Origin of the sequence: Brevibacterium sp. UBA7493, assembly GCF_002479565.1 — a bacterium.
GTDB lineage: Bacteria > Actinomycetota > Actinomycetes > Actinomycetales > Brevibacteriaceae > Brevibacterium > Brevibacterium luteolum.
On sequence record NZ_DLOD01000015.1, the window covers coordinates 104,367 to 129,197 of the forward strand.

Annotated in this window: 23 protein-coding genes; 8 read left to right on the forward strand and 15 right to left on the reverse strand. The window is 70.3% G+C overall.

Annotation, left to right across the window (positions count from 1 at the left end; translation table 11 throughout):
* Positions 1-19: 19 nt before the first annotated feature.
* Genes fdhD through glp form a run of 5 tightly spaced genes read right to left on the reverse strand, consistent with a single transcriptional unit; the run spans position 20 to position 4,787 of the window.
* Complete coding sequence (gene fdhD, locus B4E96_RS09375) at positions 20-868, reverse strand: formate dehydrogenase accessory sulfurtransferase FdhD (protein WP_259796554.1); 849 nt, start codon at positions 866-868, stop codon at positions 20-22.
* Entirely contained in the window at positions 868-1,977 is a 1,110-nt protein-coding gene (locus tag B4E96_RS09380; RefSeq protein WP_286957325.1) for a ThiF family adenylyltransferase, read from the reverse strand. The genes fdhD and B4E96_RS09380 overlap by 1 nt, the downstream gene beginning before the upstream one ends.
* Positions 1,974-3,014, reverse strand: a complete 1,041-nt coding sequence (locus B4E96_RS09385) for a molybdenum cofactor biosynthesis protein MoaE (RefSeq protein ID WP_259854956.1) — start codon at positions 3,012-3,014, stop codon at positions 1,974-1,976. Before B4E96_RS09385 ends, B4E96_RS09380 begins: the two co-directional genes overlap by 4 nt.
* Entirely contained in the window at positions 3,011-3,505 is a 495-nt protein-coding gene (gene moaC / locus B4E96_RS09390; RefSeq protein WP_170274679.1) for a cyclic pyranopterin monophosphate synthase MoaC, read from the reverse strand. The genes B4E96_RS09385 and moaC overlap by 4 nt, the downstream gene beginning before the upstream one ends.
* The gene (gene glp, locus B4E96_RS09395) at positions 3,498-4,787 is read right to left on the reverse strand and encodes a gephyrin-like molybdotransferase Glp (protein ID WP_286957326.1); all 1,290 of its coding nucleotides are present in this window, start codon (positions 4,785-4,787) and stop codon (positions 3,498-3,500) included. Before glp ends, moaC begins: the two co-directional genes overlap by 8 nt.
* Positions 4,788-4,876: 89 nt before the next feature.
* On the opposite strand from glp, the gene moaA reads away from it, so the two are divergent.
* The 3 genes from moaA to B4E96_RS09410 all read left to right on the forward strand — a co-directional run bounded on the left by moaA (position 4,877) and on the right by B4E96_RS09410 (position 7,642).
* A complete protein-coding gene (gene moaA / locus B4E96_RS09400) occupies positions 4,877-6,007 on the forward strand; it encodes a GTP 3',8-cyclase MoaA (protein ID WP_259796567.1) in 1,131 nt (376 codons plus the stop codon).
* A gap of 2 nt (positions 6,008-6,009) precedes the next feature.
* Positions 6,010-6,318, forward strand: a complete 309-nt coding sequence (locus B4E96_RS09405) for a MoaD/ThiS family protein (RefSeq protein WP_259796570.1) — start codon at positions 6,010-6,012, stop codon at positions 6,316-6,318.
* Between the two features lie 91 nt (positions 6,319-6,409).
* The gene (locus B4E96_RS09410; RefSeq protein ID WP_286957327.1) at positions 6,410-7,642 is read left to right on the forward strand and encodes a molybdopterin molybdotransferase MoeA; all 1,233 of its coding nucleotides are present in this window, start codon (positions 6,410-6,412) and stop codon (positions 7,640-7,642) included.
* Positions 7,643-7,778: 136 nt separating this feature from the next.
* On the opposite strand, the gene B4E96_RS09415 is transcribed toward B4E96_RS09410, so the two are convergent.
* Genes B4E96_RS09415 through hutI form a run of 5 tightly spaced genes read right to left on the reverse strand, consistent with a single transcriptional unit; the run spans position 7,779 to position 13,998 of the window.
* The gene (locus tag B4E96_RS09415) at positions 7,779-8,525 is read right to left on the reverse strand and encodes an IclR family transcriptional regulator (RefSeq protein WP_286957329.1); all 747 of its coding nucleotides are present in this window, start codon (positions 8,523-8,525) and stop codon (positions 7,779-7,781) included.
* Position 8,526: 1 nt separating this feature from the next.
* A complete protein-coding gene (locus B4E96_RS09420; RefSeq protein ID WP_286957330.1) occupies positions 8,527-9,912 on the reverse strand; it encodes a formimidoylglutamate deiminase in 1,386 nt (461 codons plus the stop codon).
* Positions 9,909-11,174, reverse strand: a complete 1,266-nt coding sequence (locus tag B4E96_RS09425) for an allantoate amidohydrolase (protein WP_286957332.1) — start codon at positions 11,172-11,174, stop codon at positions 9,909-9,911. Before B4E96_RS09425 ends, B4E96_RS09420 begins: the two co-directional genes overlap by 4 nt.
* Positions 11,171-12,769, reverse strand: coding sequence for a histidine ammonia-lyase (gene hutH, locus B4E96_RS09430; RefSeq protein ID WP_286957333.1), 1,599 nt, complete (start codon positions 12,767-12,769; stop codon positions 11,171-11,173). Before hutH ends, B4E96_RS09425 begins: the two co-directional genes overlap by 4 nt.
* A gap of 11 nt (positions 12,770-12,780) precedes the next feature.
* Positions 12,781-13,998 (reverse strand): imidazolonepropionase, encoded by a 1,218-nt coding sequence (gene hutI / locus B4E96_RS09435; protein ID WP_286957334.1) that lies wholly within the window; start codon positions 13,996-13,998, stop codon positions 12,781-12,783.
* Between the two features lie 305 nt (positions 13,999-14,303).
* On the opposite strand from hutI, the gene B4E96_RS09440 reads away from it, so the two are divergent.
* The 5 genes from B4E96_RS09440 (at position 14,304) to ribA (ending at position 18,432) form a co-directional block, all read left to right on the forward strand.
* Positions 14,304-15,554 carry a TM2 domain-containing protein gene (locus B4E96_RS09440; RefSeq protein ID WP_259854964.1) on the forward strand — a complete coding sequence of 417 codons (1,251 nt, stop codon included), beginning with the start codon at positions 14,304-14,306 and terminating at the stop codon, positions 15,552-15,554.
* 143 nt (positions 15,555-15,697) lie between these two features.
* A complete protein-coding gene (locus B4E96_RS09445) occupies positions 15,698-15,889 on the forward strand; it encodes a hypothetical protein (RefSeq protein WP_286957337.1) in 192 nt (63 codons plus the stop codon).
* Positions 15,886-16,365, forward strand: a complete 480-nt coding sequence (locus B4E96_RS09450; RefSeq protein ID WP_102162273.1) for an SRPBCC family protein — start codon at positions 15,886-15,888, stop codon at positions 16,363-16,365. The genes B4E96_RS09445 and B4E96_RS09450 overlap by 4 nt, the downstream gene beginning before the upstream one ends.
* Positions 16,365-17,066, forward strand: coding sequence for a CDP-alcohol phosphatidyltransferase family protein (locus B4E96_RS09455; RefSeq protein WP_286957338.1), 702 nt, complete (start codon positions 16,365-16,367; stop codon positions 17,064-17,066). Before B4E96_RS09450 ends, B4E96_RS09455 begins: the two co-directional genes overlap by 1 nt.
* Positions 17,067-17,076: 10 nt before the next feature.
* Positions 17,077-18,432 carry a GTP cyclohydrolase II gene (gene ribA / locus B4E96_RS09460; protein ID WP_170274669.1) on the forward strand — a complete coding sequence of 452 codons (1,356 nt, stop codon included), beginning with the start codon at positions 17,077-17,079 and terminating at the stop codon, positions 18,430-18,432.
* A gap of 3 nt (positions 18,433-18,435) precedes the next feature.
* Here ribA and B4E96_RS09465 read toward each other — a convergent pair whose 3' ends face one another.
* The 5 genes from B4E96_RS09465 to hutU all read right to left on the reverse strand — a co-directional run bounded on the left by B4E96_RS09465 (position 18,436) and on the right by hutU (position 24,749).
* Complete coding sequence (locus B4E96_RS09465) at positions 18,436-19,257, reverse strand: lysylphosphatidylglycerol synthase domain-containing protein (RefSeq protein ID WP_170274668.1); 822 nt, start codon at positions 19,255-19,257, stop codon at positions 18,436-18,438.
* A gap of 113 nt (positions 19,258-19,370) precedes the next feature.
* On the reverse strand, positions 19,371-21,275 hold the full coding sequence (locus B4E96_RS09470; RefSeq protein WP_286957340.1) for a glycosyltransferase: 1,905 nt from the start codon (positions 21,273-21,275) through the stop codon (positions 19,371-19,373).
* Positions 21,272-21,691 (reverse strand): 6-pyruvoyl trahydropterin synthase family protein, encoded by a 420-nt coding sequence (locus B4E96_RS09475; RefSeq protein WP_170274666.1) that lies wholly within the window; start codon positions 21,689-21,691, stop codon positions 21,272-21,274. The genes B4E96_RS09470 and B4E96_RS09475 overlap by 4 nt, the downstream gene beginning before the upstream one ends.
* Positions 21,692-21,701: 10 nt before the next feature.
* The gene (locus B4E96_RS09480; protein WP_286957341.1) at positions 21,702-22,676 is read right to left on the reverse strand and encodes a zinc-dependent alcohol dehydrogenase; all 975 of its coding nucleotides are present in this window, start codon (positions 22,674-22,676) and stop codon (positions 21,702-21,704) included.
* 306 nt (positions 22,677-22,982) lie between these two features.
* Complete coding sequence (gene hutU / locus B4E96_RS09485; RefSeq protein ID WP_102162266.1) at positions 22,983-24,749, reverse strand: urocanate hydratase; 1,767 nt, start codon at positions 24,747-24,749, stop codon at positions 22,983-22,985.
* Between the last annotated feature and the right edge of the window lie 82 nt (positions 24,750-24,831).

The window sequence follows — 24,831 nt, forward strand, 5'->3', positions numbered from 1 at the left end:
CTCACCGGATCTGCTGGAATCAGTGCAGGCGCTGTTCGTGGGAGTAAGCGTTGAAGGTGGAACCGCGGTTGAAGCCGATGACGGTGACACCGAGTTCTCGCCCGAGGTCGACGGCGAGTGCTGACGGGGCCGAGACTGCCGAGAGCATCGGGATGCCGGCCATCGCGGCCTTCTGCACGAGTTCGAAGGAGGCCCGGCCCGAGACCTGCAGGACAGCCCGGTCAGCCGGCAGCAGCTTCTGCTCCAGTGCCCAGCCGAGGACCTTGTCGACGGCATTGTGTCGGCCGACATCCTCTCGCAGAACCAGCAGGTCCGGTTCCCTGCCATCCTCCCCCGCCTCGGGAGCGGTGAACAGGGCTGCCGCATGCACCCCGCCGGTGGAATCGAACAGACCCTGGTGCGACCGCAGCAGCTCGGGCAGGGCGAGCACCGCGGATGGACTGATGAACCCGGGTTCCGGCGCGGCGACAGGGTAGGCGGATTCCTTGCGGACGGCTTCGATCGAGGCGGTGCCGCAGATGCCGCAGGCACTCGAGGTGTAGACCTGGCGGGCTCGGAAGGTCTCGCGGTCCCACACGCCGGGCTGCAGGCGGACGGCGGCGACGTTGTAGTTGCGGCTGCCATCGGGGTCGAGTCCGGAGGCGAAGTCGACCTCGACGATGTCAGCCATCGACGTGATGACGCCTTCGGTCAGCAGGAAGCCGGCGACGAGCTCGACATCGTCCCCGGGGGTGCGCATGGTGACGGTGAACTGCTCGCCGTCGAGGCGGACTTCCAGCGGCTCCTCACCGGCAAGTGCGTCGGCGCGGGCGCGGACCTCGCCGGAGGCGTCGAAGCGATGGACGCGGGAGCGGACGACCCGGCGCATCACAGCCCCTCGTCGAGGTGCTTGTACCAGGCGTCGATCCCGCCGGTGAGGTGCTTGACCTGGGCGCCGGACTGCAGGAGGACGCGGGCGGCGGCCTGGGAGCGGGCGCCGGACTTGCAGTACAGCACCACCTCGGCGTCAGAGGACTTCGCCTCGTCGATGAGTTCAGCAACCGCCTCGCTGCCGGCGGGAGGTTTCTCGGTGAACTCGCCGACCGGGATGAGGCGGGCACCGGGGATGATCCCGGTCTCAGTCTCATAGGGTTCGCGCACATCGACGAGCACGAGCGGCCGTCCCTGCACTTCGAGCGCGTCGACCTCCTCCTGCAGCTGGGTGCAGTTGAGGGCGGGCACGAGGTCGAAACCCACCTCTGCGGCGGTGGCCGGGCGGCGGACGGCCGGGTTGGCGCGCAGCGGCAGCCGCTCCCAGCCGGCAGTGCGGATGTCGTAGATGAGCACGGTGCCGATGAGCGGCCGACCGAAGTCGAGGATGAGCTTGAGCGCTTCACCGGCCTGGGCGACGCCGAGGATGCCGGGGACCACCCCGAGCACGCCGGCCTCCGCGCAGCTGGGGATCGCCCCGGGCGCCGGCTGGCTGGGCAGCAGGTCGCGGTAGACGGGCCCGCGGGAGGCGTGGAAGACGCTCAGCTGCCCGCCGGTCGTCAGCACCGAGGCCCACACGTGCGGGATGTCGACGACCGTGGTGGCATCGGAGACGAGATAGCGGGTGTCGAAGTTGTCCGCCCCGTCGATGACGATGTCGTAGCCGCTGATGATCTCGTAGGCGTTGCCGGAGTCGAGGCGGATCGGGTGCATCTCGACGGTGACGTTGGGGTTGAGCGCGTTGACGGTCGCGGCAGCCGAGACGGTCTTCTCGATGCCGACGTCGGCGGTGGTGTGCAGGATCTGCCGGTGCAGGTTCGACAGTTCGACCTCATCGTCATCGACGATGCCGATCGTGCCGACACCGGCGGCAGCGAGATACAGGGCTGCCGGCGATCCGAGTCCACCGGCGCCGATGATGAGCACGCGCGCTCGGCCGAGCGCATGCTGGCCGGCGACCCCAACGCCGGGGACGGTGATCTGCCGCGCATAGCGGGGGTGGCTCATGAGCCGATCCCCACCCAATCGTGGCCGCCGGTCGCGTAGTGCTGCTGCTTCCAGATCGGCACCTCGGCCTTGATCCGGTCAACAAGTTCGGCGCAGCAGGCGAACGCCTCGCGCCGGTGAGCGGCGGCGACCGCGACCAAGAGTGCGTCCTCACCGACGGCGAGGCTGCCGATCCGGTGAGCAGCCCAGATCCGCACCCCACCGGACTCAGCCGCGAACTCCTGGGCGACTGCCGCGCAGGTCGCGGCGAGGATCTCACCGGCCTGCGGGTGGGCGGTGTAGTCAAGCCCGGTGACGTCGTCGCGGCCGGAGTCGTGGTTGCGGATGACCCCGCGGAAGCTCGCGACCGCACCCATCTGCGGGCTCAGGACCGCGACGGCGGCGTCGTCTGTGAGAGGGTCCTCGGTGATGGATGTGTGGACGACTCCGGTTGCCGGTCCCGAGGCGGGGGCCGGCTGAGCAGGGTGGCGGTGGGAGTCGTCGTGGTCGCGGACGTCTGCGAGCTGTGCCTGCAGGTGGTGGAGGACGGAGTCGAGGACGGTGATGCCGTCGCGCACCCCGCCGGGTGAGCCTGGAAGGTTGCAGATGAAGGTCTGCCCGCACAGCCCGGCCCTCCCGCGGCTCATCATCGCCTCGTCGAGCTTCTGCAGACCATAGGCCCACAGCGCGTGCATGATCCCGGGGGCGGGCCGGTCGATGAACTCAGCTGTCGCCTCGGGGGTGCTGTCGTCGCTGTTGGTGCCGGTCCCGCCGGTGGTGAAGATGAACCGCGGGCGCTCGCCTGCCGGCAGGTCGACGAGCAGGCGCTGCAGTGCCGTGCGCACCGGGGCTCCGTCGGCGACGATGATCGGATCGGGCACGCGGTAGCCGTGGCCGGTGAGCCAGTCGGTCAGCAGCGGCCCGGTCGTATCGGCGGCTCGACCTTCGGCGGCGGCGGTCGAGACGACGATGACAGCCGCCCAGTCGCCGGCGCCGAAGTCCGGCTTGCGCTTGATGCGGCGGCCGGGCTGGAAGGCGAACTCATCAGCCTTGCTCATGGGAGGCCTCCCTTCTCATCAGCGGCGCGGTGGTAGTCGCCGCTCTTGCCGCCGGTCTTGGCCACGACGCGGGTGGTGGTGATCTCGGCGGCCTTGTCGAGAGCCTTGATCATGTCGTAGACGGTCAGGGCCGCGACCGAGGCGGCGGTCAGGGCCTCCATCTCGACTCCGGTGACCGCGGTGGTCTTGACGCGGGTGCGGATGTGCACGCCGGCCGGCAGCCGGGTGAAGTCGACGGTGACCCCGCTGATGGGCAGCGGGTGGCACAGCGGCACGAGCTCGGGGGTCTTCTTCGCGGCCATGATCCCGGCGACCCGGGCGACGGCGAGCACATCGCCCTTCGGGGCGGTGCCTGCGAAGATCTGCTCGACGACGTCGGCGGTGGTGGCCACGACCGCCTCGGCGGCGGCGGTGCGGGCGGTCACCGGCTTGTCCGACACGTCGACCATATGGGCGGTGCCGTCGGCGCGGACATGGCTGAGCTCACTCACTGTGGGCCTCCTCAAGCGGCAGAATCTGGACGGTGGATCCGGCCGGGACGGTCTCGTCACCAGGGGGGATGCGGATGAGTGCGGTGGCCTGCGCGGCCCCGGCGAGCAGGTGGGAGCTGGTGCCGGAGAAGGCGGCCGCGGTGACGTGACCGGTGTCGTCGGTGTGCCAGGTGCCGCGCCGGATCTGCTCGCGGCGGGCCAAGGGGGTGACGTCCTCGGTCAGGGAGGCCGGCTGCCAGCGGTGGGCCGACGTGCACCGGTAGCCGGCGGCCAGCGCTGGCCGCAGGAACATCTCGGCTGAGACCCAGGTGCTCACGGGATTGCCGGGGAAGCAGATGATGACCGCGCCCGAGGTGTGGGTTCCGAGGCCCTGCGGGCCGCCGGGCTGCATGGTCACCGATCCGAAGGCCGCACACCCTTCGAGTGCCTGGCGGATGACTTCGTAGCGGCCGGCGCTGATCCCGCCGGAGGTGATGATGAGATCAGGCGCGTGGGCGGCGACGTCGGCTTCGAGGACGGCGGCGAAGTCGGCGACGGTGTCGGAGATGAGCCGGGAGTCGGCGACGGTGACGCCGTTGCGGTCCAGCCAGGCGGCGAGCATCGTGAGGTTCGCGTCGTACAGGGCGCCCGGGCGCAGCGGGGTGGTGCCCGGGGCGCTCACTTCGTCACCGCCGGTGTAGATGACGGCCCGCGGCCTGGCGTGGACTGCCACCTCGGTCTGTCCGAGTGCGGCGATGGTGCCGAGCCCCGGGACGGTCAGGCGCGTGCCGGCAGCCAGCAGCAGGTCCCCGGTGCGGGCGTCGGAGCCGGTGGGACGCACGAATGTCCCAGCTGACACCTCGGGCACGGTGATCTGACCGGCCGTCACGGCGGCATCGAAGCTCGTCGCGTCGGTGTCTTCGATCGGGATGACCGCATCGGCCCCGGCGGGGATCGGCGCGCCGGTCATGATCGGGGCGGCGTGAGCATCCGGCAGCGGGTCGGGCCAGTGGCCGGCCGGAATCATCGGTGCCAGCGGCAGGGTGGCAGGCGTGTCGGCTGCGCAGACGGCGAAGCCGTCCATCTGGGAGTTGTCAAAACCGGGCAGGTCGCCGGTGGCGGTGACATCAGCGGCGAGCACCCGGCCGGCGGCTGCCGCCAGCGGCAGGGTTTCGGTGCGCACGCGCTCCCCGCCGACGGTGCGCGCGCTGGCCTGGGCGGCCACCGCCTCGGCGACGGCACGGATGTGGGCGGTGACCGAGCGTGCACCCGTCGCCGGCCAGCCGTCTGCAGTCGTGATCATGGACTCAAGCCTAGTCCCCGAAGCTCCACGCCCGGTGGACGCGCGGGCCTTTCTAGCCGAGACACATGCGCCGTTGCTAGACTCGATGCATGTCTGTTGAGCTGGGACTTCCCACCGTCAGGCCCACTGCCGGCAATGTCGCCGCGTCGCTGGCACGCCGGGCCGCCGATGCCCCTGCCTCCGGGCCGCTGCTCGACCAGTTCGGCCGGGCCGGCACCGACCTGCGCATATCCCTGACAGACAAATGCAATCTGCGCTGCACCTACTGCATGCCCGCCGAAGGCATGGACTGGATGCCGCAGGAGTCCCTGCTCACCGCCGATGAGGTGGTGCGGATCGTGCGCATCGCCGTGCGCGACCTCGGGGTCGAGAAGCTGCGACTGACCGGGGGCGAACCGCTCATCCGGCCCGATCTTGAGGCGATCATCGCCGGCATCCGCGCCGAGCACGCCGAACTGCCGGTCGCCATCACCACCAACGGCATCGGCTTAGCCGCCCGCGCAGCCAAGCTCGCTGAGGCCGGACTCTCGAGGCTCAATATCTCTCTGGACACCATCGACGCCGAGACCTACGCGACGCTCGCCCGCAGGGACCGGCTCACCCAGGTGCTCGACGGCATCGACGCCGCCCAGGCCGCGGGCCTGTCACCTGTGAAGATCAACGCGGTGCTCATGCGCGGGGTCAACGACGACCAGGCCGCAGGCCTGCTCGACTTCGCACTGGCCCGCGGGCTGGAGCTGCGGTTCATCGAGCAGATGCCGCTTGACGGCGATCACGGTTGGACGCGGGCGAACATGGTCACCGCCGAGGAGATCCGCACCCAGCTGAGCGCACACTGGGATCTCATCGCCGACGACGTCCCGCGCGCCGGCGCCCCAGCTCAGCGGTGGCGGGTCTACCCGCACGCAAGCACCGCCTCGGGAACGGTCGGGGAACCACTGGGCCGGGTGGGGATCATCGCCTCGGTGACCGAGCCATTCTGCGGCGACTGCACCCGCACTCGCATCACCGCCGAGGGCAAGATCCGCTCGTGCCTGTTCTCGCATGAGGAGTTCGACCTCTCGCTGCTGCTGCGCTCGGATGCCGATGATGCCGCTGTCGGGCAGGCGTGGCGGCAGGCGATGTGGCTCAAGCCGCGCGCCCACGGCATGGGCCGGCCCGGTCTTGACAGCGACGAGTACGTCCAGCCGGAGCGCTCGATGAGCGCGATCGGAGGGTGAGCATGGGTCAGCAGCACACCGCGCCCGAGGCGGGTCACGGCTGGGAGGTCACCGTCCGGTATTTCGCCGCCGCCCGCGCTGCCGCCGGTGGGATCGCCGAAGAGCAGGTGCCGCTTAATGAGCCGGTGAGTGAGGCGCAGCTCTTCGAGCTGCTGGCCGAACGGCACCCGGAACCACCGGCTGGAGAGCCGGCGCTCAAGACTGTGCTGGCGGAGAGCTCGAGCTTCGTCGACGGGTTCGTCGTGCTCGAGGGAACGCTCATCAACCCTGGTCAGCGGGTCGATGTGCTGCCGCCGTTCGCCGGCGGGTGAGCGGGCACAGGCAGCGTCTGCGGTGGGCTGAGCGGCTGCGGCGCTGACCGGGATCATGTGCGGCCGGCCGGGGTCATGTGAGAATGACAGCATGACCCACCCCGACTGGGCCGAGGCGATCACCATCGCCGCGCGCGCCGGTGCCTCAACACTCCAGCCGGCCGCAGCACAGCCGCTGCCGGCATGCCTGGGCCGGGTGCTCGCACACACGGTGACAGCCGGCCGCGCGATCCCGCATTTCGGCTCCTCGGCGATGGACGGTTTCGCCGTGTCCGGCCCGCCCCCCTGGCAGCTCGAGGCGAGCACCGCCTCGGGAGCGGATGCCCACGCCGCATCCGGCGCCCGTCCGCTGGCGGCAGGGTGGGCACGGCCGATCCTCACCGGCGGCGCAGTGCCGGCAGGCACCACGAGCATCGTGCGCTGCGAACACGCCGAGGTGATGGGAGCCGACGCGGCCGGACAGACCGGGCTGCGGCTGCGCGCTGATGCCCCGGCGACGGATCTGGCGCCGGCGCGCAACATCCGGCGAGCCGGCCGGGAGACCCGCGCCGGTGAGGTGCTGCTGGAAGGCGGGCGGGTGCTCTCACCGGCCGATCTTGCCTATGCGGCCGTTGCCGGGCTCGATGCGCTGCCGGTGCGCAGGCGGCCGCGGGTGGCGCTGCTGATGACCGGAGACGAGGTCATCACCGCAGGTCAGCCCGCACCCGGGCAGGTGCGCGACACCTTCGGACCGGCGCTGCCGGGACTTGTGGCAGGCCTGGGCGGAGACGTGATCGATGTACGGCGGATCGGAGACGATGCGCAGGAGACCCGGGTCGCGCTTTACGAGGCGCTGGCTGCCGCTCATGTCGTGCTCACCACCGGTGGGACCGGACATTCGGATGCCGATCACGTCAGGCGGGAGTCGGCACGCTTGGCCAGTGAGCTGCTCTTCCCGGAGCTGGCGATGCGGCCAGGACATCCGACGACGTTCGCTCAGCTCGGTGGGCACCCGGGAGCCTGGCATGTCGGGCTGCCGGGCAACCCGCTGGCGGCGATGACGGCGATCCGCGTCGTCGTCGAACCGCTGCTGTGCGGGATGCTCGGCCTCCCTCTGCGCCCGGCGCGTTCGGTGGAGGTCGCCGTCGAGGTGCGGCCGGTGCGCGTGAGCACACTCATGCCGGCACGCCAGCGCGAGGGCAACCGCTGGGAGCCCTGCGATGCCCGTGGGGCGAACATGCTGCGCGGACTCACCGAGGCCGACGGATTCCTCACCGTGCCGACTGCGGGTCTGCGCGCCGGCGAGCAGGCGCAGGTGCTCGACCTGCCCTGGCCGCAGGGGTGACGGTTCGTCTTCGCTGCCCTCAGCTCTGGGGCTGTGGGTCGTTCCTCGACCAGATGTCATCACCGCGCAGCACCGCATCGGCGTGAACACCCGTCCGTCCTGGTCAGCAGATGACGCTGGCCTTTCAGTCGGCGTGTCAGCGCAGCCGTGAGGTGATCGTGTCAGCTGCAGCCTTGACACGGTCGATGACATCGCGTATCCGCGCCTCGCTCTGCTCCGCATCGGGAATGCTGACGCCCACGGCGGCGACCGGCCGGTCGAGGACATCGAAGACCGGTGCGGCGATCGTGCAGATGCCTGGGGTGATCTCCCCGCGTTCGAGCGCATATCCCTGGTGGCGGGTCTGGGCGAGCTGCGTGAGCAGCTGCCGTATCGTCGTCGGCCCGGCTCCGGTGCGGGAGACGAAGACGTCCTCGCCGCTGAGCAGTGCGAGCACATCGCGCTTGGGCAGCCCGGACATGATCGCCCGGCCAGTGGCGGTCAGGTAGGCCGGCATCCGCACACCGGTGGCGGTGATGACGGCCACGGATTCGACCGACTGCTCCTTGAGCACATAGACGGTCTCCCAGCCGCGCAGCACCGCCAGCTGCGCGGTGCCGCGGGTCGCCTCGGCCAGCTGCCGGACGAGCGGTGCGGACATCCGCTGCAGCGGATTCGCCCGCACATAGGCGCTGCCGAGTTCGGAGACGCCGGCGCCGAGCATGTATCCGCCGCCGGTCTTCGCCACCAGCCCGAGTTCTTCGAGCACCGAGAGGATCTCGTAGATCGATGAGCGCGGGATCGACAGCGAACGCGCCATCGCACCTGCGGTGATCGGCCGGTTCGATCCGGCCAGCGCCCGCAGGATCGCGACAGCGCGGCGCAGGGCTGGGACTTCGGCCATCTCAGTCTCCGAAGTCGAAGGCCCGGTAGGCCTCCCGGTAGAGCTCGCCGACTGGCCCGAGGCTCGTGTGCACGCCGTTCGCGGCGACGAGCCGGCCGGCGGAGTACACGTGGGTGACATCGGCGGCGGTGCCGGCGAGCATGATCTGCTCGCCTTTGGATCCGTAGGTGCGCGGGGTGTCGGCGGCGATGACGGCGATGTCGGCAGGCTGGCCGACGGTCAGTCCCGCGCCCGAGGCGGTGGCCGGCTCTGCGTTGGTGTCCCCGAGGTGCAGAGACCGGCTGCCGCCTGAGGTGAGTGCGGCGAGCAGTTCAGCAGGGGTGAAGCGGCCGCGCTGGCCGGAGCCGAGTCGTTCGCCGGCTTCGAGTCCGCGCAGTTCCAGCAGCGGGTCGAGGGTGACGTGCTGGTCGGAGCCGAGGCTGATGACCGCACCGGCGTCAGCGAGGGCGCGGGCCGGGCCGATGCCGTCGGCCAGGTCTGCTTCGGTTGTCGGGCACATGACGATCGTGGAGGCGGCGTCACCGAGCAGTTCGATGTCCTCGTCGGTCAGGTGGGTGGCGTGGACGGCCGAGAGCCGGTCGGTCACGACACCTGCATCAGCGAGCAGCTGCGTGGGGGTCGTGCCGTAGGCCTTCCGGCAGGCGTCGTTCTCGGCCGGCTGTTCGGACAGGTGGACATGCAGCGGGCCCTCGAGTGCCGTGAAGGCCGGCAGAGCTGCGGCGGGGACGGCGCGCACCGAGTGGATCGCAGCACCGAGGGTCACTCCCCCCGCGGTGGCATGGGCTGGGAAGTCAGCGGCCAGCATCTCGGCCAGGCCGGTGTGACGCTGCAGGTAGCCGTCGATCGTGCCGTCGCCGAAGCGCTGCTGCTCTGCATTGAGCTCCTCGCCGATCGCACCGGTGAGGTAGCAGGTGTCGAGGAGGACGAGCCGGATCCCGGCATCAAGCGCCGCCTGCGCGAGGGCGCGCTCCATCGCGTGCGGCTCAGCGTAAGGTGCGCCGCCGGGGGCGTGGTGGACGTAGTGGAACTCGCCGACGGCCGTGTAACCGGCGGTGACCATCTCCGCGTAGATGGCGCGGGCGGCCCGGTAGTAGTTCTCCGGGTCGAGCTGGCCGGCCACCCGGTACATCACCTCGCGCCACGTCCAGAACGTCCCTCCGTCACCGTGGGTGCGGCCGCGCAGCAGCCGGTGGAAGGCATGCGAGTGGGCGTTGACGGCACCTGGGATCGCGAACCCTGCCAGCCGGTCCCCCGCCTCGGGAGCGGCAGGGTCTGCCCCCTCCTCGATCGCGGTGATGATGCCGTCATCGTCGATGCTGACGCGCACGTCACGGGCGTACCGGCCCGGGGCCAACCAGGCGGTCTCGAAGCGCAGCGAGCCGGTCATGATGCCGTTCCGTTGTCGAGGCCGTGGGTGAGTTCGGCGGCGAGCACATCGGCCAGCGCCTTCGCGCCGGCACGGGCATCGTCGTCTTCACAGGCTTCCTCCGGGGCGTGGGAGACGCCGGTGGGGTTGCGCACGAACAGCATCGCCGAGGGCACATGTGCGGCGAGGATCCCGGCGTCGTGCCCGGCCCCGGTCGCCAGCAGGGGCGCCTCGGGCAGGACGGCGCGCAGCCGGTCGTTCAGTTCGCGATGGAAGTGCGTCGTCGGTGAGTAGGATTCGCGGCTGACATCGAGGCCGACCTCGACGCCGTTCTCCCGCGCACCGGGACCGGCGGCTTCTGCGGCGCGCTCCTTGCCGCGAGTGGTGATCGCCTCGAGGACCTCTGCGACGACGTCATCGGAATCATGGCGGATGTCGAGCCAGAAGTCCATCGCCGAGGCGATGACGTTCGTGCCGCCAGGGTGGATCGAAGTGCGTCCGACGGTCGCGACGGCCTCATCGAAGCCGTCGGCCAGCGCCGGGATGTCGCCGATGAGGCGGCTGGCGGCAGCAACCGGGTCAGCACGGTGGGCCATCGGGGTGGTGCCGGCGTGGTTGCCCTGGCCGGTGAAGCGGAAGTGCCAGCGGCCGTGGCCGACGATCGAGGAGCCGATCGCCACCGGCTGGTCGGTGTTGATGAGCCCGACGCCCTGTTCGACGTGGAGTTCGATGAATGAGCCGATCTGGTTGACCCGGTCCCGGTCAGCACCCATTCGGGCAGGGTCGAGGCCGTAGCGGGTGACGACATCGGCGAGTGTGTCGCCGTTCTGGTCGGTGAGCGTCAGGGCGTCCGCGGCGGCGACCGCACCGGTCAGCAGCCGCGAGCCCAGGCAGGCGAGCCCGAACCGGGAGCCCTCCTCCTCGGGGAATACGGCGAGCGCGAACGGCCGGGTGGGCCGGTCGAAGGTGCCGCGGGCTTTGAGTTCGTCGTAGGCGGCCAGCGCCGAGGCGACACCGAGGGGGCCGTCGAACTGGCCGCCTCCGGGCACCGAGTCCAGGTGCGAACCGGTGACGACGGCGTTCTCACCCGGGGCGGTCGCCCAGGCCCACACGATGCCGTTGGTGTCGATCTCGACATCGAGGCCGCGGCGTTCGGCTTCGGCAACGAACCAGTCGCGCAGCTCGCGTTCGATCGGCGAGTAGCCCGGCCGCAGGTAGCCGGGCCCGCGCGGGTCGGTGCCGACCGTTTCGATCTGGCCCATGAGGCTGGTGACATCGGTCATGACTGTTCACTCCGTCCATTCAGCACGGTGCCATCCGTGTCGGTGAGCGTATGGGTGAGGCCAGCCACCGCCTCGGCGGCGGCCGTCACCTGCCCGGAGGACACGAGTTCGATCGCGTCGGCCAGCTCCGGTGAGAGGAACCGGTCGGGGCCGGGTCCGGGCACGGTCTGGCGCAGCAGGCTGATGACCGCGCCGGTGACGGCGGCCGGGTCGTGCTCGCGCAGGTCGGTGGCCCGGGCGGCTGCGTAGAGTTCGATGCCGAGCACGGAGGCGAAGTTCGTCACCGCGGTGCGCAGCTTCCGCGCAGCCGACCAGCCCATCGATACGTGGTCCTCCTGCATGGCAGACGAGGGGATCGAGTCGACGCTGGCAGGGGTTGCCAGACGCTTGAGGTCGGAGACGAGGGCGGCCTGCGTGTAGTGGGCGATCATGAGCCCGGAGTCGACGCCGGCGTCATCGGCGAGGAACGGCGGCAGGCCCTCGTTGCGGGCCACATCCATCATGCGGTCGGTGCGGCGTTCGGCGATGTTGGCGGCATCGGCGACGGCGATGGCGAGGAAGTCGAGCGCGTGAGCGAGCGGTGCGCCGTGGAAGTTTCCGTTGGAGGACACCGAGCCGTCGGGCAGCACGACCGGGTTGTCGATCGCTGCCCGGAGTTCGCGGGCGGCGACCTGGGCGGCGTAGGCGGCGGCGTCGCGGGCGGCACCGGTGACCTGCGGGGTGCAGCGCAGCGAGTAGGCGTCCTGGACGAGGTGGGTGGACTCGCGGTGGCTGGCGACGATCGGCGAGCCGTCGAGGGCTTTGAGCATGTTCGCTGCCGAGGCGGCCTGGCCCGGGTGCGGGCGCAGCGGCTCGTGCAGATCGGGCATGAACACCCGATCGGTGCCCAGCTGCGCCTCCACGCTCATCGCCGCGGTGAGATCTGCGGTGGTGAGCAGGTTCTCGATGTCGTGAAGGGCGAGGATGAGCATGCCGAGCATGCCGTCGGTGCCGTTGACGAGCGCCAGTCCCTCCTTCTCGGCCAGTTCGAGCGGTTCGATGCCGGCTGCAGCGAGGGCGTCGGCGGCCGAGGCGGTGGTGCCGTCGGGTGCGTGGACCTCGCCTTCGCCCATCGCGACGAGTGCGCAGGCCGACAGCGGTGCGAGGTCGCCGGAGCAGCCGAGTGAGCCGTATTCGTAGACGACCGGGGTGATGCCGGCGTTGAGGATCGCAACATAGGTGTTGAGCGTCTCCAGGCGCACACCGGTGCGGCCGGTGGCCAGCGTGCGGGCGCGCAGCAGCATGAGCGCCCGGACGACTTCGCGCTCGACCGGGGTGCCGACGCCGGCGGCATGCGAGCGGATGAGGGACTTCTGCAGCTGGGCGCGCAGATCATGGGCGATGTGCCGCTGGGCGAGCGCGCCGAACCCGGTGGAGACGCCGTAGACCGGGCGGGGCGCCTCGGCCAGGGCCTCGACTGCGGAGCGGTTGGCGGCCACATTCTCAGCCACCGCCTCGGGCACGGTGACCTGCGCGTCGTGGCGGGCGACGGCGAGAACGTCGGCGAAGGTCAGCGCATCGGGATCGAGGGCGACGGTGGGGGTGTCAGCGGTCATGTGGGTGCCTTTCAGGATGGGTTGACGGCGATCGGGCGGCCGGCGCGGTGGACCTCACGGATGAGGTTGACGCCGGGCCGATAAGCCAGGTGCCGGTAGCTGGGTGCGGTGAGGATGGAGAAGTCGGCGCGGGCGCCGGGGCTGAGCCGGCCGATGTCGCTGCGTTCGAGTGCCGCGGCACCGCCGGCGGTGGCCGACCAGATCGCCTGTTCGACAGTGAAATGCATATCGCGCACGGCCAGGGCGATGCAGAACGGGATCGAGCTGGTGAAGCACGAGCCGGGGTTGCAGTCGCTGGCGATCGCGACGGTGACGCCGGCGGCGTGGAAGCGGCGGGCATCGGGGTAGGGCTGGCGGGTGGAGAATTCGACGCCGGGCAGCAGGGTGGCCACTGTGCCGGCCTCGGCGAGGGCTGCGAGGTCCGCGTCCGAAGCGAAGGTCGCATGGTCGGCAGACGCGCAGCCGTGCGCTGCGGCCAGCTGCAGGGCGCCGCCGGCGGTGAGCTGGTTGGCGTGCAGGCGCGGACGCATCCCGGCAGCGACGCCGGCGTTGAGAATGCGGGCAGTCTGGTCTTCGGTGAAGGCACCCTCTTCGCAGAACACGTCGATCCACTTGGCCTTGCCGGCGGCGGCCGGGATGATCTCGTCGATAACGAGGTCGACGTAGCGCTCGGGGTTGTCTTTGTGCTCCGGCGGGACAACGTGGGCGGCGATGAGGGTGGATTCATCGGTGTGGCGGTTGATGATCTCCAGCTGGCGGATCTCGTCCGCCAGCGTGAGGCCGTAGCCGGTCTTGATCTCGAACGTCGTGGTGCCGGAGTGCTCGGCCTGGCGCATGAGCGTCGTGAGGTTGTCTTCGAGTTCGGCGTCGCTGGCTGCGCGGGTGGCGGCCACGGTGGTGGCGATGCCGCCGGCGGAGTACTTCTGACCGGCCATCCGAGCGGCGAACTCGGCGGAGCGGTCGCCGGCGAAGATGAGGTGGTTGTGGCTGTCGACGAAACCGGGGATGACCGCGCCGCCGGCTGCGGAGATCGTGGTGGCGCCGGCGGGGGCCTCGTCAGCTGGGCCGACCCAGCGGACGATGTCGCCGTCGATGAGCATCGCAGCGTCGGTGATGATGCCAAGACGTTCATAGCCGTCCGGCGCCGAGGCGGGGGCCGGGCCGGCAGCGGCGGCTGACGGGTCGTTGGTCACGAGCTCCGAAATGTCGGTCACGAGAATGGTGCCCATGGTTTCCCTTCTGCACTGGCCGGCGGCGTCATCACCCCCAGCCATTCGGCGTCCAGCCGCGTGGATGGCGTGCACACGGCAGTCGTCTTCAGGGTGCCATCCTGAGCGGCGTGAAGGCACCGGTCTCATGCCATTATCGTCTGAAATGCCGGACTCGGGAACCTCGTGTCATGGGTCTACGTGGACCCAACACCCGTGAATCGCCACATCGCCGACCACCAGGGCCAGCAGACGAATCTGGATGTAAACTGAAAGCTGACTGAGTAGAAACTGTGCAATGCGCAGCCGAGAGAATCGAGCATCAGATGTCGTATCAGCCCGGTGACGGCGAGACCGACCGCTTCCCACAGCAGCCGCCTCACGACCCGTCGTCCGCCTATCATCCTCTGGCCGATGCACACAGCAGCCAGCCCGGTTACAGCCCCGCACCTCAGTATGGTTCGCAGCCGCAACCGGCATACGGAACCTCCTCCTCACACCCGGGCGCGCACGCTCCGGGCTACGGTGCGCATCCGGGGCACCCTGCAGGCGACTCGGATAAGAGCTTCCTCGTCACCTGGTTACTGGCATACTTCCTCGGCTCTTTCGGCGCCGATCGCTTCTACCTCGGCAAGATCGGCACGGCGATCGCCAAGCTGCTGACCGCCGGCGGACTGGGCATCTGGGCGCTCGTCGACCTCATCATGGTCCTCGTCGGCGCCACTCGCGACAAGCAGGGCCGCCCGCTGGCCGGTTACCAGCAGCACAAGAAGACCGCGTGGATCGTCACCGCCATCCTCGTCGCACTCGGATTCGTCATCGGCATCATCATAGGAGTCGCCGGCCTTTTCGGTGCGCAGAGCGCTTCAACCGTGCGACCGGCTGACGAGCCGGCATCGCAGTCTGCACCAGAGGATCCCGCCGACTCAGCGCAGGAAGAAGAGCCGCCTGCAGCCGAGGAGGCCGACGCCGAGGAGGAATCGGCTGCTGAAACCGAAGACGCCGACAGCTCCGGCACCGACTTCGCTTCCTGGGCCGACGGAGCCTTCGGCACGTTCGACCCGGTAACCGAAACCGGCAGCGGTGACACGGTCATCGACATGCCCGCCGGCGTCTCCGGCGTGCTCATCACCGCGAAGTACAGCGGCGATGGCAATTTCATCATCCAGGGCCTCGACGAGTCGAATGCGAGCAGCGGAGCGCTGCCGGTCAATACGATCGGCGCCTATGAGGGGACGACTTTCGTCAGCGCAGACGGCTGGGACGCCACATCGAAGCTGCAGGTCACTGCAACCGGCACTTTTGAGATCACGCTGTCACCGGTGTCCACGGCGGCCGCATTCTCCGAATCAGGCTCGGGGGACACGGTGATGCAGTACACCGAGGGCGCGGCAACCGTCAGCTTCACCCATGACGGAGACGGCAACTTCGTGGTGCACGAGAATTCGGGCTCCGACTTCGGTCCCGACCTGCTTATCAACGAGATCGGCAGCTACGACGGCTCGATTCCCCTGAGGTCAGGCCCGTCGATTCTCATCGTGCAAGCCGACGGCAGCTGGACAGCGTCAGCAAGCTGAGAGACTGTTCGCACACCCGAAGGCCGAGGGGCCCAGCTCAGATGAGCTGGGCCCCTCGATCCATCCGCAGCGCATATGCTGATCCAGATCCGCCCGCTGGGCTGCATCATCCGCGAAACCCAGAGCATACGACGCTGACCTTCGTGCACAAGCCCCAGACGATCAAGGGCGACCCGCAGCAGTTCCGCTTCCGCGGCTTCACGGCCCAAAAGACGGCTCTCGCCGACTTCACCACCACATCGCTGCCGACTTCGTGGGAATTCCTACCCGAAGGTGAGGGCGATGACGAATCCGGTGCCCGGCAGCCCCGCACCCAGCATAGGCTGGGACGATGACCTTCACAGTGCCGCGCCGGCACCGGTTCGTCTCACAGTGGCAGATCCCAGCTGAGACGCACCGGTGCTGGCAGGCGCTGTGTGCCGTTGACGGCTGGCCGGCATGGTGGCCCGGCGTGCGAGAGGCGCATTTGTTCGCTGCGACCGGCACGGCTGCCCCGAACACCCGCGCCCGGGTGGTCGTCGGCAGCCCGCTGGGCTTCCGCCTCGATCTCCTGCTCAGACTCACGTCTGCCACCGCCCCGCATACCGCGAAGCTGGCGGTCAGCGGTGACCTGACCGGGACCGGGACATGGCGTGCCGCGCCCGATGGGTCGGGCACCCAGATGACGTTCGAGTGGTTGGTGTGCTCCCGCCGAATCGCGGTCAACGCCTGCAGCCCGCTCGCCGGCTGGGCGCACCGGCATGTCATGGCCGCAGGCGAGCGCGGCCTGGATGCCCACTTGTCCCCAGGCCCACCGTCGGGCGGGTGCTGATGCGTCGACTCCCCGTCATCCTCATCCTCACGGTCGCACTCGGCACGGCCGGGTGGCTGGCCGCCTCAGCGGTGCCGGTCATCCTGGCTGCCGGCACCGGGATCCTCGGTGCGTGGCCGTTGCTCGCGCCACGTGAGCCGGCCGCCGCCTCGGAAACGGGCAGCGGCTGGCACTGGGCCGACTGCGTCACCAGCCTCCGGTTGGGGATGCTGCTTATCGTCATCGCCGCGATCGCCGTGCACCCGGGCCCGGGCTTCGGGTGGCTGGCGGTCGCGATCGCGATCCCGATGCTCGCCCTCGACCTCGTCGACGGGCTCATCGCCCGGGCGACCGTCACGACTGCCGCCGGCGCCCGCTTCGATGAGCAGGTCGACGCGACCGTCGTGCTTGTGCTCTCCGCAGCGCTCGTGCCGCTCTACGGCACCTGGTGCCTCATCAGCGGGCTGGCGCACTTCGCGTTCCGGGCCGGAGCCGCGATCCGGCCGGCCTGGAGAGCCGAGCTGCCGCCGTCGTGGCGGCGCAAAACGGTGGCCGCCTTCCAGGGCCCGCTGCTGCTGGCCGCTGGCTCCCCGCCGGGCTTGGCGGTGCCGGCTTTCGGGTGGGTGTGCACGATCGCAGCGGTGGCAAGCCTCCTCGTCTCCTTCGCCCTCGACATCCGCATCCTCGAACGCGGCCGTGCCGCCGAGGTCAACCAGGCCTAGACTGTCATCCATGGCCATCTCCGAATCCGGCACCGCGCTTCACCAGCGGGCACGCACGATGCTGCCCACCGATCACGGCGTCTTCACCACTTACGCCTTCGACGCCGCCGGCACCACGCATGTCGCGATGGTCGCCGGTGACCCGTCTGCTGCGACCGCCCCGCTCGTGCGGATGCACAGCGAGTGCCTCACCGGCGATGCGCTGGGCTCGCATCGCTGCGACTGCGGCGACCAGCTGCAGGCGGCACTGGCCGCGATCGCCGATGCCGGCTGCGGTGTGCTGCTCTACCTGCGCGGACATGAGGGCCGCGGCATCGGGCTCGGCCCGAAGCTGGAGGCCTATGAGCTGCAGGATGCCGGGCTCGACACCGTCGATGCCAACCGGCGCCTCGGCCTGCCTGATGACGCTCGCGACTACACCGCCGCCGCCCAGATGCTCGAGGCCCTCGGCATCACCCGGGTGCGGCTGCTGTCGAGCAATCCGACGAAGGCCGCCGCGCTCGAAGCGCTCGGCATCGAGGTGATCGAGCGGCGGATGCTCCCGGTCGCCGACCGGCCGGAGAACGCAGGCTACCTCGACACGAAGCGCCGCCGGATGCACCACGACCGGCCGCGCGCCGTGCCCGAGGTGCCGGTCGCGGCTGCCCAGGCGACCGGCACCTCGGGCCCGGACTACGCAGCGATCACCGCCGGCGCCGAGGTCGTCGCCCAGCTGGCGCAGAGCGCTGACGGATTCATCGCCGCCCGCAGCGGGGATGCGGCGTTCGTCTCCGGGGAGGCCGACCGGGCGCATCTGCACCGGTTGCGCGCCGCTGTCGCCGCAGTCGTCGTCGGCGCCCAGACTGTCGTCGCCGATGACCCGCAGCTGACCGTGCGGGCGGTTGATGGCGAGAACCCGGTGCGGGTGCTGCTCGACCCGCACGCCCGGATCCCGGCCGACCGGCAGGTGCTCACCGATGGGGCGGCCAGGACGCTGTGGCTGGTCGGTCCCGCCGCCGAGGTGCCGGCTGACCTGGCCGGTCATGTCGCCGTCGTCCGGCTGCCGCAGACCGGCGGTGCGCCGGTGTCGCCAGAGCAGGTGCTGGCGGTCGTGCGTGAGCAGGTGCCGGGCGCAGTGCTCATCGAGGGCGGCGGCCGGACCGTGTCGGACTTCCTGGCTGCAGGTGTCCTCGACCGGCTGTTCCTGACCCTGGCGCCGGTGCTCATCGGCGATGGGGTGCCGGGGCTGCGGTTCTCCGGTTCGCCGGTGATGGCCGAGGCGCTGCGGGTGCCGTTCCGGCGGCACCTGTTCGACGCCGATGTGTGCACGGAGTTCGTCCTCAGCGCGGCTGCCCAGCAGCGCACCTCGGGACTGCTGGAGAGCTGAAGCTCAGCCCTGCTGGCGCGGCTGGCGCAGCCAATGCCACAGCAGCACGGCCAGACCCGGCAGGGTCGATGCAGTTGCGAGCAGCCCATAGGCGGTTGCGGCGCTGACGGCGGATTCGGCGTGCAGGGCCAGGGGTCCGGCGAGCAGTCCGACGGACAGTTCACGAGGACCCCACCCGCCGACCCCGACCGGCAGGCTCATCGCCGCCAGCCCGATGATCGCCACGATCGGTTCGATCCGGCCCCCCAGGGCGCGCATCGCGACGAGGAACAGCGCCACGAGTGCTGCCACGCTGAGCGCAGAGGTCGCCCACACGACCAGCTGCCGGCGGGTGCCCATTCCGCGCATGCACACGACGGCGGCGATCGCACATCCGAAGGACACAGTCGCAGCTGCGGCTGCGGCGATGAGCGCCGGCGAGGTGTGCAGCGAGAGGATGACGGCGGCGGCTGCGAAGAGCAGCGTTGTCGCGCTCAGCCGCTCCGCCCCGACCGCCAGGAGCGGTGAGAGCCAGCGACGGCGCCCGCGGTCGCGGTAGACCGCTGCGCGCACGGCATCGCCGGCCAGCCCGCCGGGCAGCACCATGTTCGCGAAGCTGGAGGCGTAGCAGTCGGCCAGCGCCCGGCCGAGCCCGAGCCGGATCCCGCCGGCGGCGGCGAGCAGGTGCCAGCGCAGAGCCTGCGCACCGGTGGCTGCGAACCCGAGCACAGCGGCGGCGAGGACGCTCACTGGCCCGAGCGCGGTGAATCCGGCGGTGAGCGCCTGCGCGCCGATGAGCCGGGCGGTGATGACGAGCAGCACGACACTGGCGATCACTGCGAGCACACGCATCCACCGCCCACCCCGTTGGGTTCGCGTGCGTCTCGGCGCCTCGCCTGCTGGCAAGGCGCGCGAGCCGGTGCGTGTGCGGGCCGCCGCCGAGGTGCCGGGCACCTGGGTCATCGCCCCTCCCCTGGAGTGGTGGGCAGGATGAGCAGATCGCGGTGGTCGACGGTGACGGTGAGTGTCTCGTCAGCCAGCCGGTCGCCCAGCCATGCGGAGAAGAGGGCCGCGGAGCCGGGATCCTGTTCGCTGGCAGCGGTGACGCGGTCGGTGAGGAACCGGGTGAGGAACACGTGATCCTCACGGGCGCTGAGCTGCCAGGGGCTGGCGGTGGACTGCACGCGCATGCCGGCGGCTTCGGCAGCGTCCTGCAGGTGGGAAGCGGCAGCGGCACCGAGCCGGCCCTCGCGCTGCTGATGAGCGGCGAAGGCACCGGCGATCTGTCGGTCTGCCGGGTGCACGGGGTTGAGGTGCCAGTCGCCGGTGATGGTGAGCAGGAACAGACCCGGCGCCCCGGTCGCTGCCAGCGTGTCGACGAGGGCTGCGGCATCAGCGGGGCGCAGCACGTCGAGCACGGCGCTGCCGGTGATGAGGTCGACGGGCTGGCTGACGTCGAGGATGCGTGGCAGCTCGGCGATCGGTGCGCGCCGGGTCTCAGCGCGGCGGTCGGGAGTAGCCCCGATGCGGGCAGCAGCCTGGGTGAGTGCGTCTGGGTCGTCGTCGATGAGCAGCCATGTCCGGTCGGTGATTCCGCGCTCGCCGAACGCGGAGTCGAACCAGAGTGCGGAGTTGCCGGTGCCGGCGCCGATGTCGCAGATCCGCAGCCGTCGGTCTTCAGCAGCCGGCACGGCAGGAGCAGCCGGCATGGCAGGAGCGGCAGGTGCGGTCCCCCGGCGGCCTGCCACCGCCTCGAGCGCGGCGTCGACGAGCGGCAGGGAGGCAGTGCGCGCGGTGTTGTCATACGCGATGCGCATGTCGAGCCAGTCCCCGTGTTCGGGAGAGAACGGGCCAGCCGCAGACGCATCCGCTGTACGAGCAACCGCATCGACGGCAGCAAGCAGCGCCGCCGCGGTCTCGTCCCACCCGGGCAGATCCTTGCGGGTGCGCTGCGCCTGCTCCCGCAGCTGGGTGCGGTCATGCTCATCGCCGAGCCATGCCATGAGTGCCTCAGCCCAGGCTCCCGGTTCCGGCGGCAGGGACCGGCCCGCCTGCAGGGCCTCCTGCGCGCCGGTGCCTGCGGTGACGAACGCGGGGATGCCGGCGGCAGCGGCCTCGGTGATGACCATCCCGAAGGTCTCGTGGACCGAGGGAAGCAGGAGCAGATCGGCGGCCGCGAGGGCGGCGTCGACGCCGTGTTCGTCGAGTTCGCCGGTGATCTTCCAGCTGCCGGCCGGCAGGCGGGTCAGGGCCTGCCGCAGCTGCTCGGCATAGTCAGGTTCGGTGATCGGGCCGGCGAACACGCAGCTGATCCCGGCATCCGGCATGGCTGCCTGCACGGTGGTGAGTGTTTCGGCCAGCAGCAGCTGGTTCTTCCGCTCCTCGACAGAGGCGAGGCACAGCAGGCGGGTGCCCGCTGCCTCGGGCACGGTGAGCGGACGAAGCTCGGTCCCCGGCCGGGCGACAGCGGCGCGCAGCCCGTAGAGACCGGCGATGTCCTCGACGGCGTGCTGGCTGGTGACGATGATGCCATCAGCGGCCTGCAGGCAGGCGCGCTCACGAGCGAGAGCCTCGCCACCGCCTCGGCCACGGGGCAGGTGGACGAGCTGCAGCAGCGGGCCAGTGTACACCGGCGGGGTGCGCAGCGCACATCCCAGCAGCCCGTCAAGGACGACCGGGCCGTCGAGCTCGGCGAGCAGGTCGTGCACGCGAGCCTCATCGGCGGCAGACGGGTCGGGCCAGCCGCCGGGCACGGAGTGCAGGCGCAGCCGGGCGGCGGCATCGGTGACGGCGCAGTTGTAGCGGGCCCCACCGGAGGCTCGGCCGAGGGCCGGTTCGAGCAGGTGGACCGGCCGGGAGCTCATACCTGCCGGGGCCCCGGGTCAGCCGGGTGCAGGGTAGGCGCCGGCGGGACGGTGTAGGTGACCCGCGCGTTGGGGTTCTCATCGAGGGTCACGGCGATGCTGATGTCGGGCCGGTCGGCGAGCGCTTCGCGCAGACGGTTGCCGATGTGGGCGGCGATGACCTCGGTCGTCGAGATCTTCCCGGCGAAGTCGGGGTGCTCGTCGAGGTTGGCATACCGCAGCGGGTCGAGGGCCGCGGAGAGGATCTCACCGGCCCGGCCGATGTCGAGCACGACGCCGTGGGAGTCGAGTTCGGCGGTCTCGAAGTGGGCCTCGACGGCGAGCGTGGCACCGTGCATGTGCTGCGCCGGGCCGAAGAACGGGTCGGGCAGGCTGTGGGCGATCATGATGTGGTCGTTGATGCTCAGGCGGAACATGGCTCTCCTCTCAGCAGGGCAGGCTGCGGTAGTCGACGATGTGGCACAGACTGGCGGGGTCGGTGAGCACGCGATCCATGACGACCGGCAGCTCGGACCAGTCGGTGGAACCGGTGATGAGCGCATCGAAGCGCTCGTCATGCAGGGCGTGAAGTGCCTGGCCAAGCCGCTGGGCGCGGGTGCGGCGGGCGCGCTGGCCGGCGGCGACCTGCCCGACCTGGCTGGCGATGATCGAAAGCCGGCGGGCGTGGAAGTCCGCGCCGAGCGGCACGCGCGGGGCGTCGGTGCCGTACCAGGAGGCTTCGACGACGGTGCCGTCGTCGCCGGTGAGGGCCAGTGCCGTGGCCAGGCCGGCTTCCGTTCCCGAGGTGTGGATGACGATATCGCAGTCGCCGCTGGCCTCATCTGGGGTCGCGGTGGACAGGCCGAGGCCGGTGAGCATCTCGCGGCGTGCGGCGTCAGTGTCGATGACTTCGAGGCGGGAGAGCCCCATCCGGTCGGCCAACAGCGCGGTGGCCGCACCGATCATGCCGGCGCCGATGATGGCCACGCGGTCGCCGAATCGGGGCGGAGCCTGCCACAGGATGTTGATCCCGGTCTCGGCCGCTCCGGCGAGCAGCGCACGCGAGGTGGGCACCGCCTCGGGCACGGGATGCACGTCAGCCGGGCCGACGATGTGATGGGTGTGGTGCGGCCGCAGCCCGAAGACGCGCTGGCCGAGCTGGTCGGCCGGGCCCTCGTCGATGGTGCCGACGGCCAGATACCCGTAGGAGACGGGGAAGGGGAAGGTGCCGCGCTGAGCGGGGGCGGCCATGAGACCTGCGACGGAGTCGGGGACCCGGCCTTCCCACACGAGGCGTTCGGTGCCGCGGGAGATAGCAGAGGCGGTGGTGCGCACCCGCAGCTGTCCACTGGCGGCGTGCGGTTCGTCGACCGCGCGCCAGCGGCCGCGGCGTGCCTCTTCGATCCAGAATTCCCAGGCCATGGTTCCAATGTACGCGCTCGACCTGCAGGTGCGCTCCGCACCGGCGAGTCGGCTTTCCGCAGGTGGGGCCCAGCTTGAAGGAAAGAGCGTGGTCTTGAAGGGAAAGTCAGGAAAGTTATTCATGGTTTCAGGCGCGAAAACCATGAATAGCTTTGCTAACTTTCCGGATCCTCGGGTGTGGCGGGCCTGCGGTCACCTGACGATGTGCGCGGAGCCACTCATCTGCTGCGGGTCTGCAGCAGATGAGTGGCTCCGCAGATTTCTCTGGACTGCCCTCCGGAGGCGTCAGTGTGCGCCTCGGCGGGCTCAGTTCGCGGCGGATTCCTCGTCGCGCTTGTCGAGCTCAGGATTCATCGGGATGCGCATGTGGCGTTCCTTGGCGACCTCGACGGCGCGGTCGTAGCCGGCGTCGACATGGCGGATGACGCCCATGCCCGGGTCGTTGGTGAGCAGGCGGGTGAGCTTCTGCTCCGCCAGCTCGGTTCCATCGGCGACCGAGACCTGACCGGCGTGGATCGAACGGCCCATGCCCACGCCGCCGCCGTGATGCAGCGACACCCACGTCGCGCCCGAGGAGGTGTTGACCAGGGCGTTGAGCAGCGGCCAGTCGGCGACCGCGTCGGTGCCGTCGAGCATGCCCTCAGTCTCACGGTAGGGCGAGGCGACGGAGCCGGAGTCGAGGTGGTCGCGGCCGATGACGATCGGTGCGGAGACCTTGCCCTCGGCGACGAGCTTGTTGAAGAGCACACCGGCCTGGTGGCGCTCCTTGTAGCCCAGCCAGCAGATGCGGGCGGGCAGGCCCTCGAACTCGACGTACTCATCGGCGGCGTCGAGCCAGCGATGCAGCGACTCGTTCTCCGGGAAGAGCTCCTTGAGCGCCTGGTCGGTGACCTTGATGTCCTGCGGGTCACCGGAGAGCGCGACCCACCGGAAGGGCCCCATGCCCTCGCAGAACAGCGGGCGGATGTAGGCCGGGACGAAGCCGGGGAACTCGAAGGCGCGATCGTAGCCGGCCTTGCGGGCCTCGTCGCGGATCGAGTTGCCGTAGTCGAAGACCTCGGCTCCCTTGTCCTGGAAGCCGACCATCGCGGCGACGTGCTTGGCCATCGACTCCTCAGCCCGCAGCGTGAACTTCTCCGGATCCTCATCAGCTTCGGCCTGCCAGTCCTCGAGGCTGACACCCAGCGGCAGGTAGGACAGCGGGTCGTGAGCCGAGGTCTGGTCGGTGACGATGTCGACGGGCACGTCGCGAGCGAGCAGCTCGGGGACGATGTCTGCGGCGTTGCCGACGAGGCCGACGGACAGCGCACGCTTCTCCTCTTTGGCCTTGAGCACCTTTTCGAGAGCGACCTCGAGGTCGGTCTCGACCTCGTCGAGGTAGCGCTTGGACTGGCGGCGATCGAGGCGGGACTTGTCGACGTCGATGATGAGGCAGGCGCCGCCGTTGAGGGTCACCGACAGCGGCTGGGCACCGCCCATGCCGCCGCAGCCGGCGGTGAGGGTCAGGGTGCCGGCCAGGGTTCCGTTGAAGCGCTTGCGGGCGACCGCGGCGAAGGTCTCGTAGGTGCCCTGCAGGATGCCCTGGGTGGCGATGTAGATCCAGGAACCGGCGGTCATCTGGCCGTACATCATGAGGCCTTCAGCTTCGAGGTGGCGGAAGTGCTCCCAGTTGGCCCAGTCGCCGACGAGGTTGGAGTTGGCGATGAGCACCCGCGGGGCCCATTCGTGGGTGCGCAGCACACCGACCGGCTTGCCGGACTGGACGAGGAGGGTCTCATCGGCTTCGAGGTCGTCGAGAGTCTTGACGATCGCGTCGAAGGCCTCCCATGAGCGGGCGGCACGGCCGGTGCCGCCGTAGACGACGAGGTCTTCGGGGCGTTCGGCGACCTCGGGATCGAGGTTGTTCATGAGCATCCGCTTGGCGGCTTCGGTCGACCAGGTCTTGGCCGTGATCTCGGTGCCGCGCGGAGCCCGCACGACGCGTTCCGGGTCGTGGCGGGTGAACGTCTGCTTCGCGGCTGCTTCCTTCGCAGCTGCGGTGTCTGTAGTTTCGGATGCGTGTGACGTCGTCATGCGTCTTCCTCCGGCTCTCGGGACGCCTGCAGTCAGGCGCGGGGTGCGAACGGTTCTGCTTCCAGTCTGCGCGCAGGTGGAA

Coding starts and splice junctions, on each gene's coding strand:
- fdhD (WP_259796554.1), bottom strand. CDS start 868: ATGCGCCGGGTCGTCCGCTCCCGCGTCCATCGCTTCGACGCCTCCGGC.
- B4E96_RS09380 (WP_286957325.1), bottom strand. CDS start 1,977: ATGAGCCACCCCCGCTATGCGCGGCAGATCACCGTCCCCGGCGTTGGG.
- B4E96_RS09385 (WP_259854956.1), bottom strand. CDS start 3,014: ATGAGCAAGGCTGATGAGTTCGCCTTCCAGCCCGGCCGCCGCATCAAG.
- glp (WP_286957326.1), bottom strand. CDS start 4,787: ATGATCACGACTGCAGACGGCTGGCCGGCGACGGGTGCACGCTCGGTC.
- moaA (WP_259796567.1), top strand. CDS start 4,877: ATGTCTGTTGAGCTGGGACTTCCCACCGTCAGGCCCACTGCCGGCAAT.
- B4E96_RS09405 (WP_259796570.1), top strand. CDS start 6,010: ATGGGTCAGCAGCACACCGCGCCCGAGGCGGGTCACGGCTGGGAGGTC.
- B4E96_RS09410 (WP_286957327.1), top strand. CDS start 6,410: ATGACCCACCCCGACTGGGCCGAGGCGATCACCATCGCCGCGCGCGCC.
- B4E96_RS09415 (WP_286957329.1), bottom strand. CDS start 8,525: ATGGCCGAAGTCCCAGCCCTGCGCCGCGCTGTCGCGATCCTGCGGGCG.
- B4E96_RS09420 (WP_286957330.1), bottom strand. CDS start 9,912: ATGACCGGCTCGCTGCGCTTCGAGACCGCCTGGTTGGCCCCGGGCCGG.
- B4E96_RS09425 (WP_286957332.1), bottom strand. CDS start 11,174: ATGACCGATGTCACCAGCCTCATGGGCCAGATCGAAACGGTCGGCACC.
- hutH (WP_286957333.1), bottom strand. CDS start 12,769: ATGACCGCTGACACCCCCACCGTCGCCCTCGATCCCGATGCGCTGACC.
- hutI (WP_286957334.1), bottom strand. CDS start 13,998: ATGGGCACCATTCTCGTGACCGACATTTCGGAGCTCGTGACCAACGAC.
- B4E96_RS09440 (WP_259854964.1), top strand. CDS start 14,304: ATGTCGTATCAGCCCGGTGACGGCGAGACCGACCGCTTCCCACAGCAG.
- B4E96_RS09450 (WP_102162273.1), top strand. CDS start 15,886: ATGACCTTCACAGTGCCGCGCCGGCACCGGTTCGTCTCACAGTGGCAG.
- B4E96_RS09455 (WP_286957338.1), top strand. CDS start 16,365: ATGCGTCGACTCCCCGTCATCCTCATCCTCACGGTCGCACTCGGCACG.
- ribA (WP_170274669.1), top strand. CDS start 17,077: ATGGCCATCTCCGAATCCGGCACCGCGCTTCACCAGCGGGCACGCACG.
- B4E96_RS09470 (WP_286957340.1), bottom strand. CDS start 21,275: ATGAGCTCCCGGCCGGTCCACCTGCTCGAACCGGCCCTCGGCCGAGCC.
- B4E96_RS09475 (WP_170274666.1), bottom strand. CDS start 21,691: ATGTTCCGCCTGAGCATCAACGACCACATCATGATCGCCCACAGCCTG.
- B4E96_RS09480 (WP_286957341.1), bottom strand. CDS start 22,676: ATGGCCTGGGAATTCTGGATCGAAGAGGCACGCCGCGGCCGCTGGCGC.
- hutU (WP_102162266.1), bottom strand. CDS start 24,749: ATGACGACGTCACACGCATCCGAAACTACAGACACCGCAGCTGCGAAG.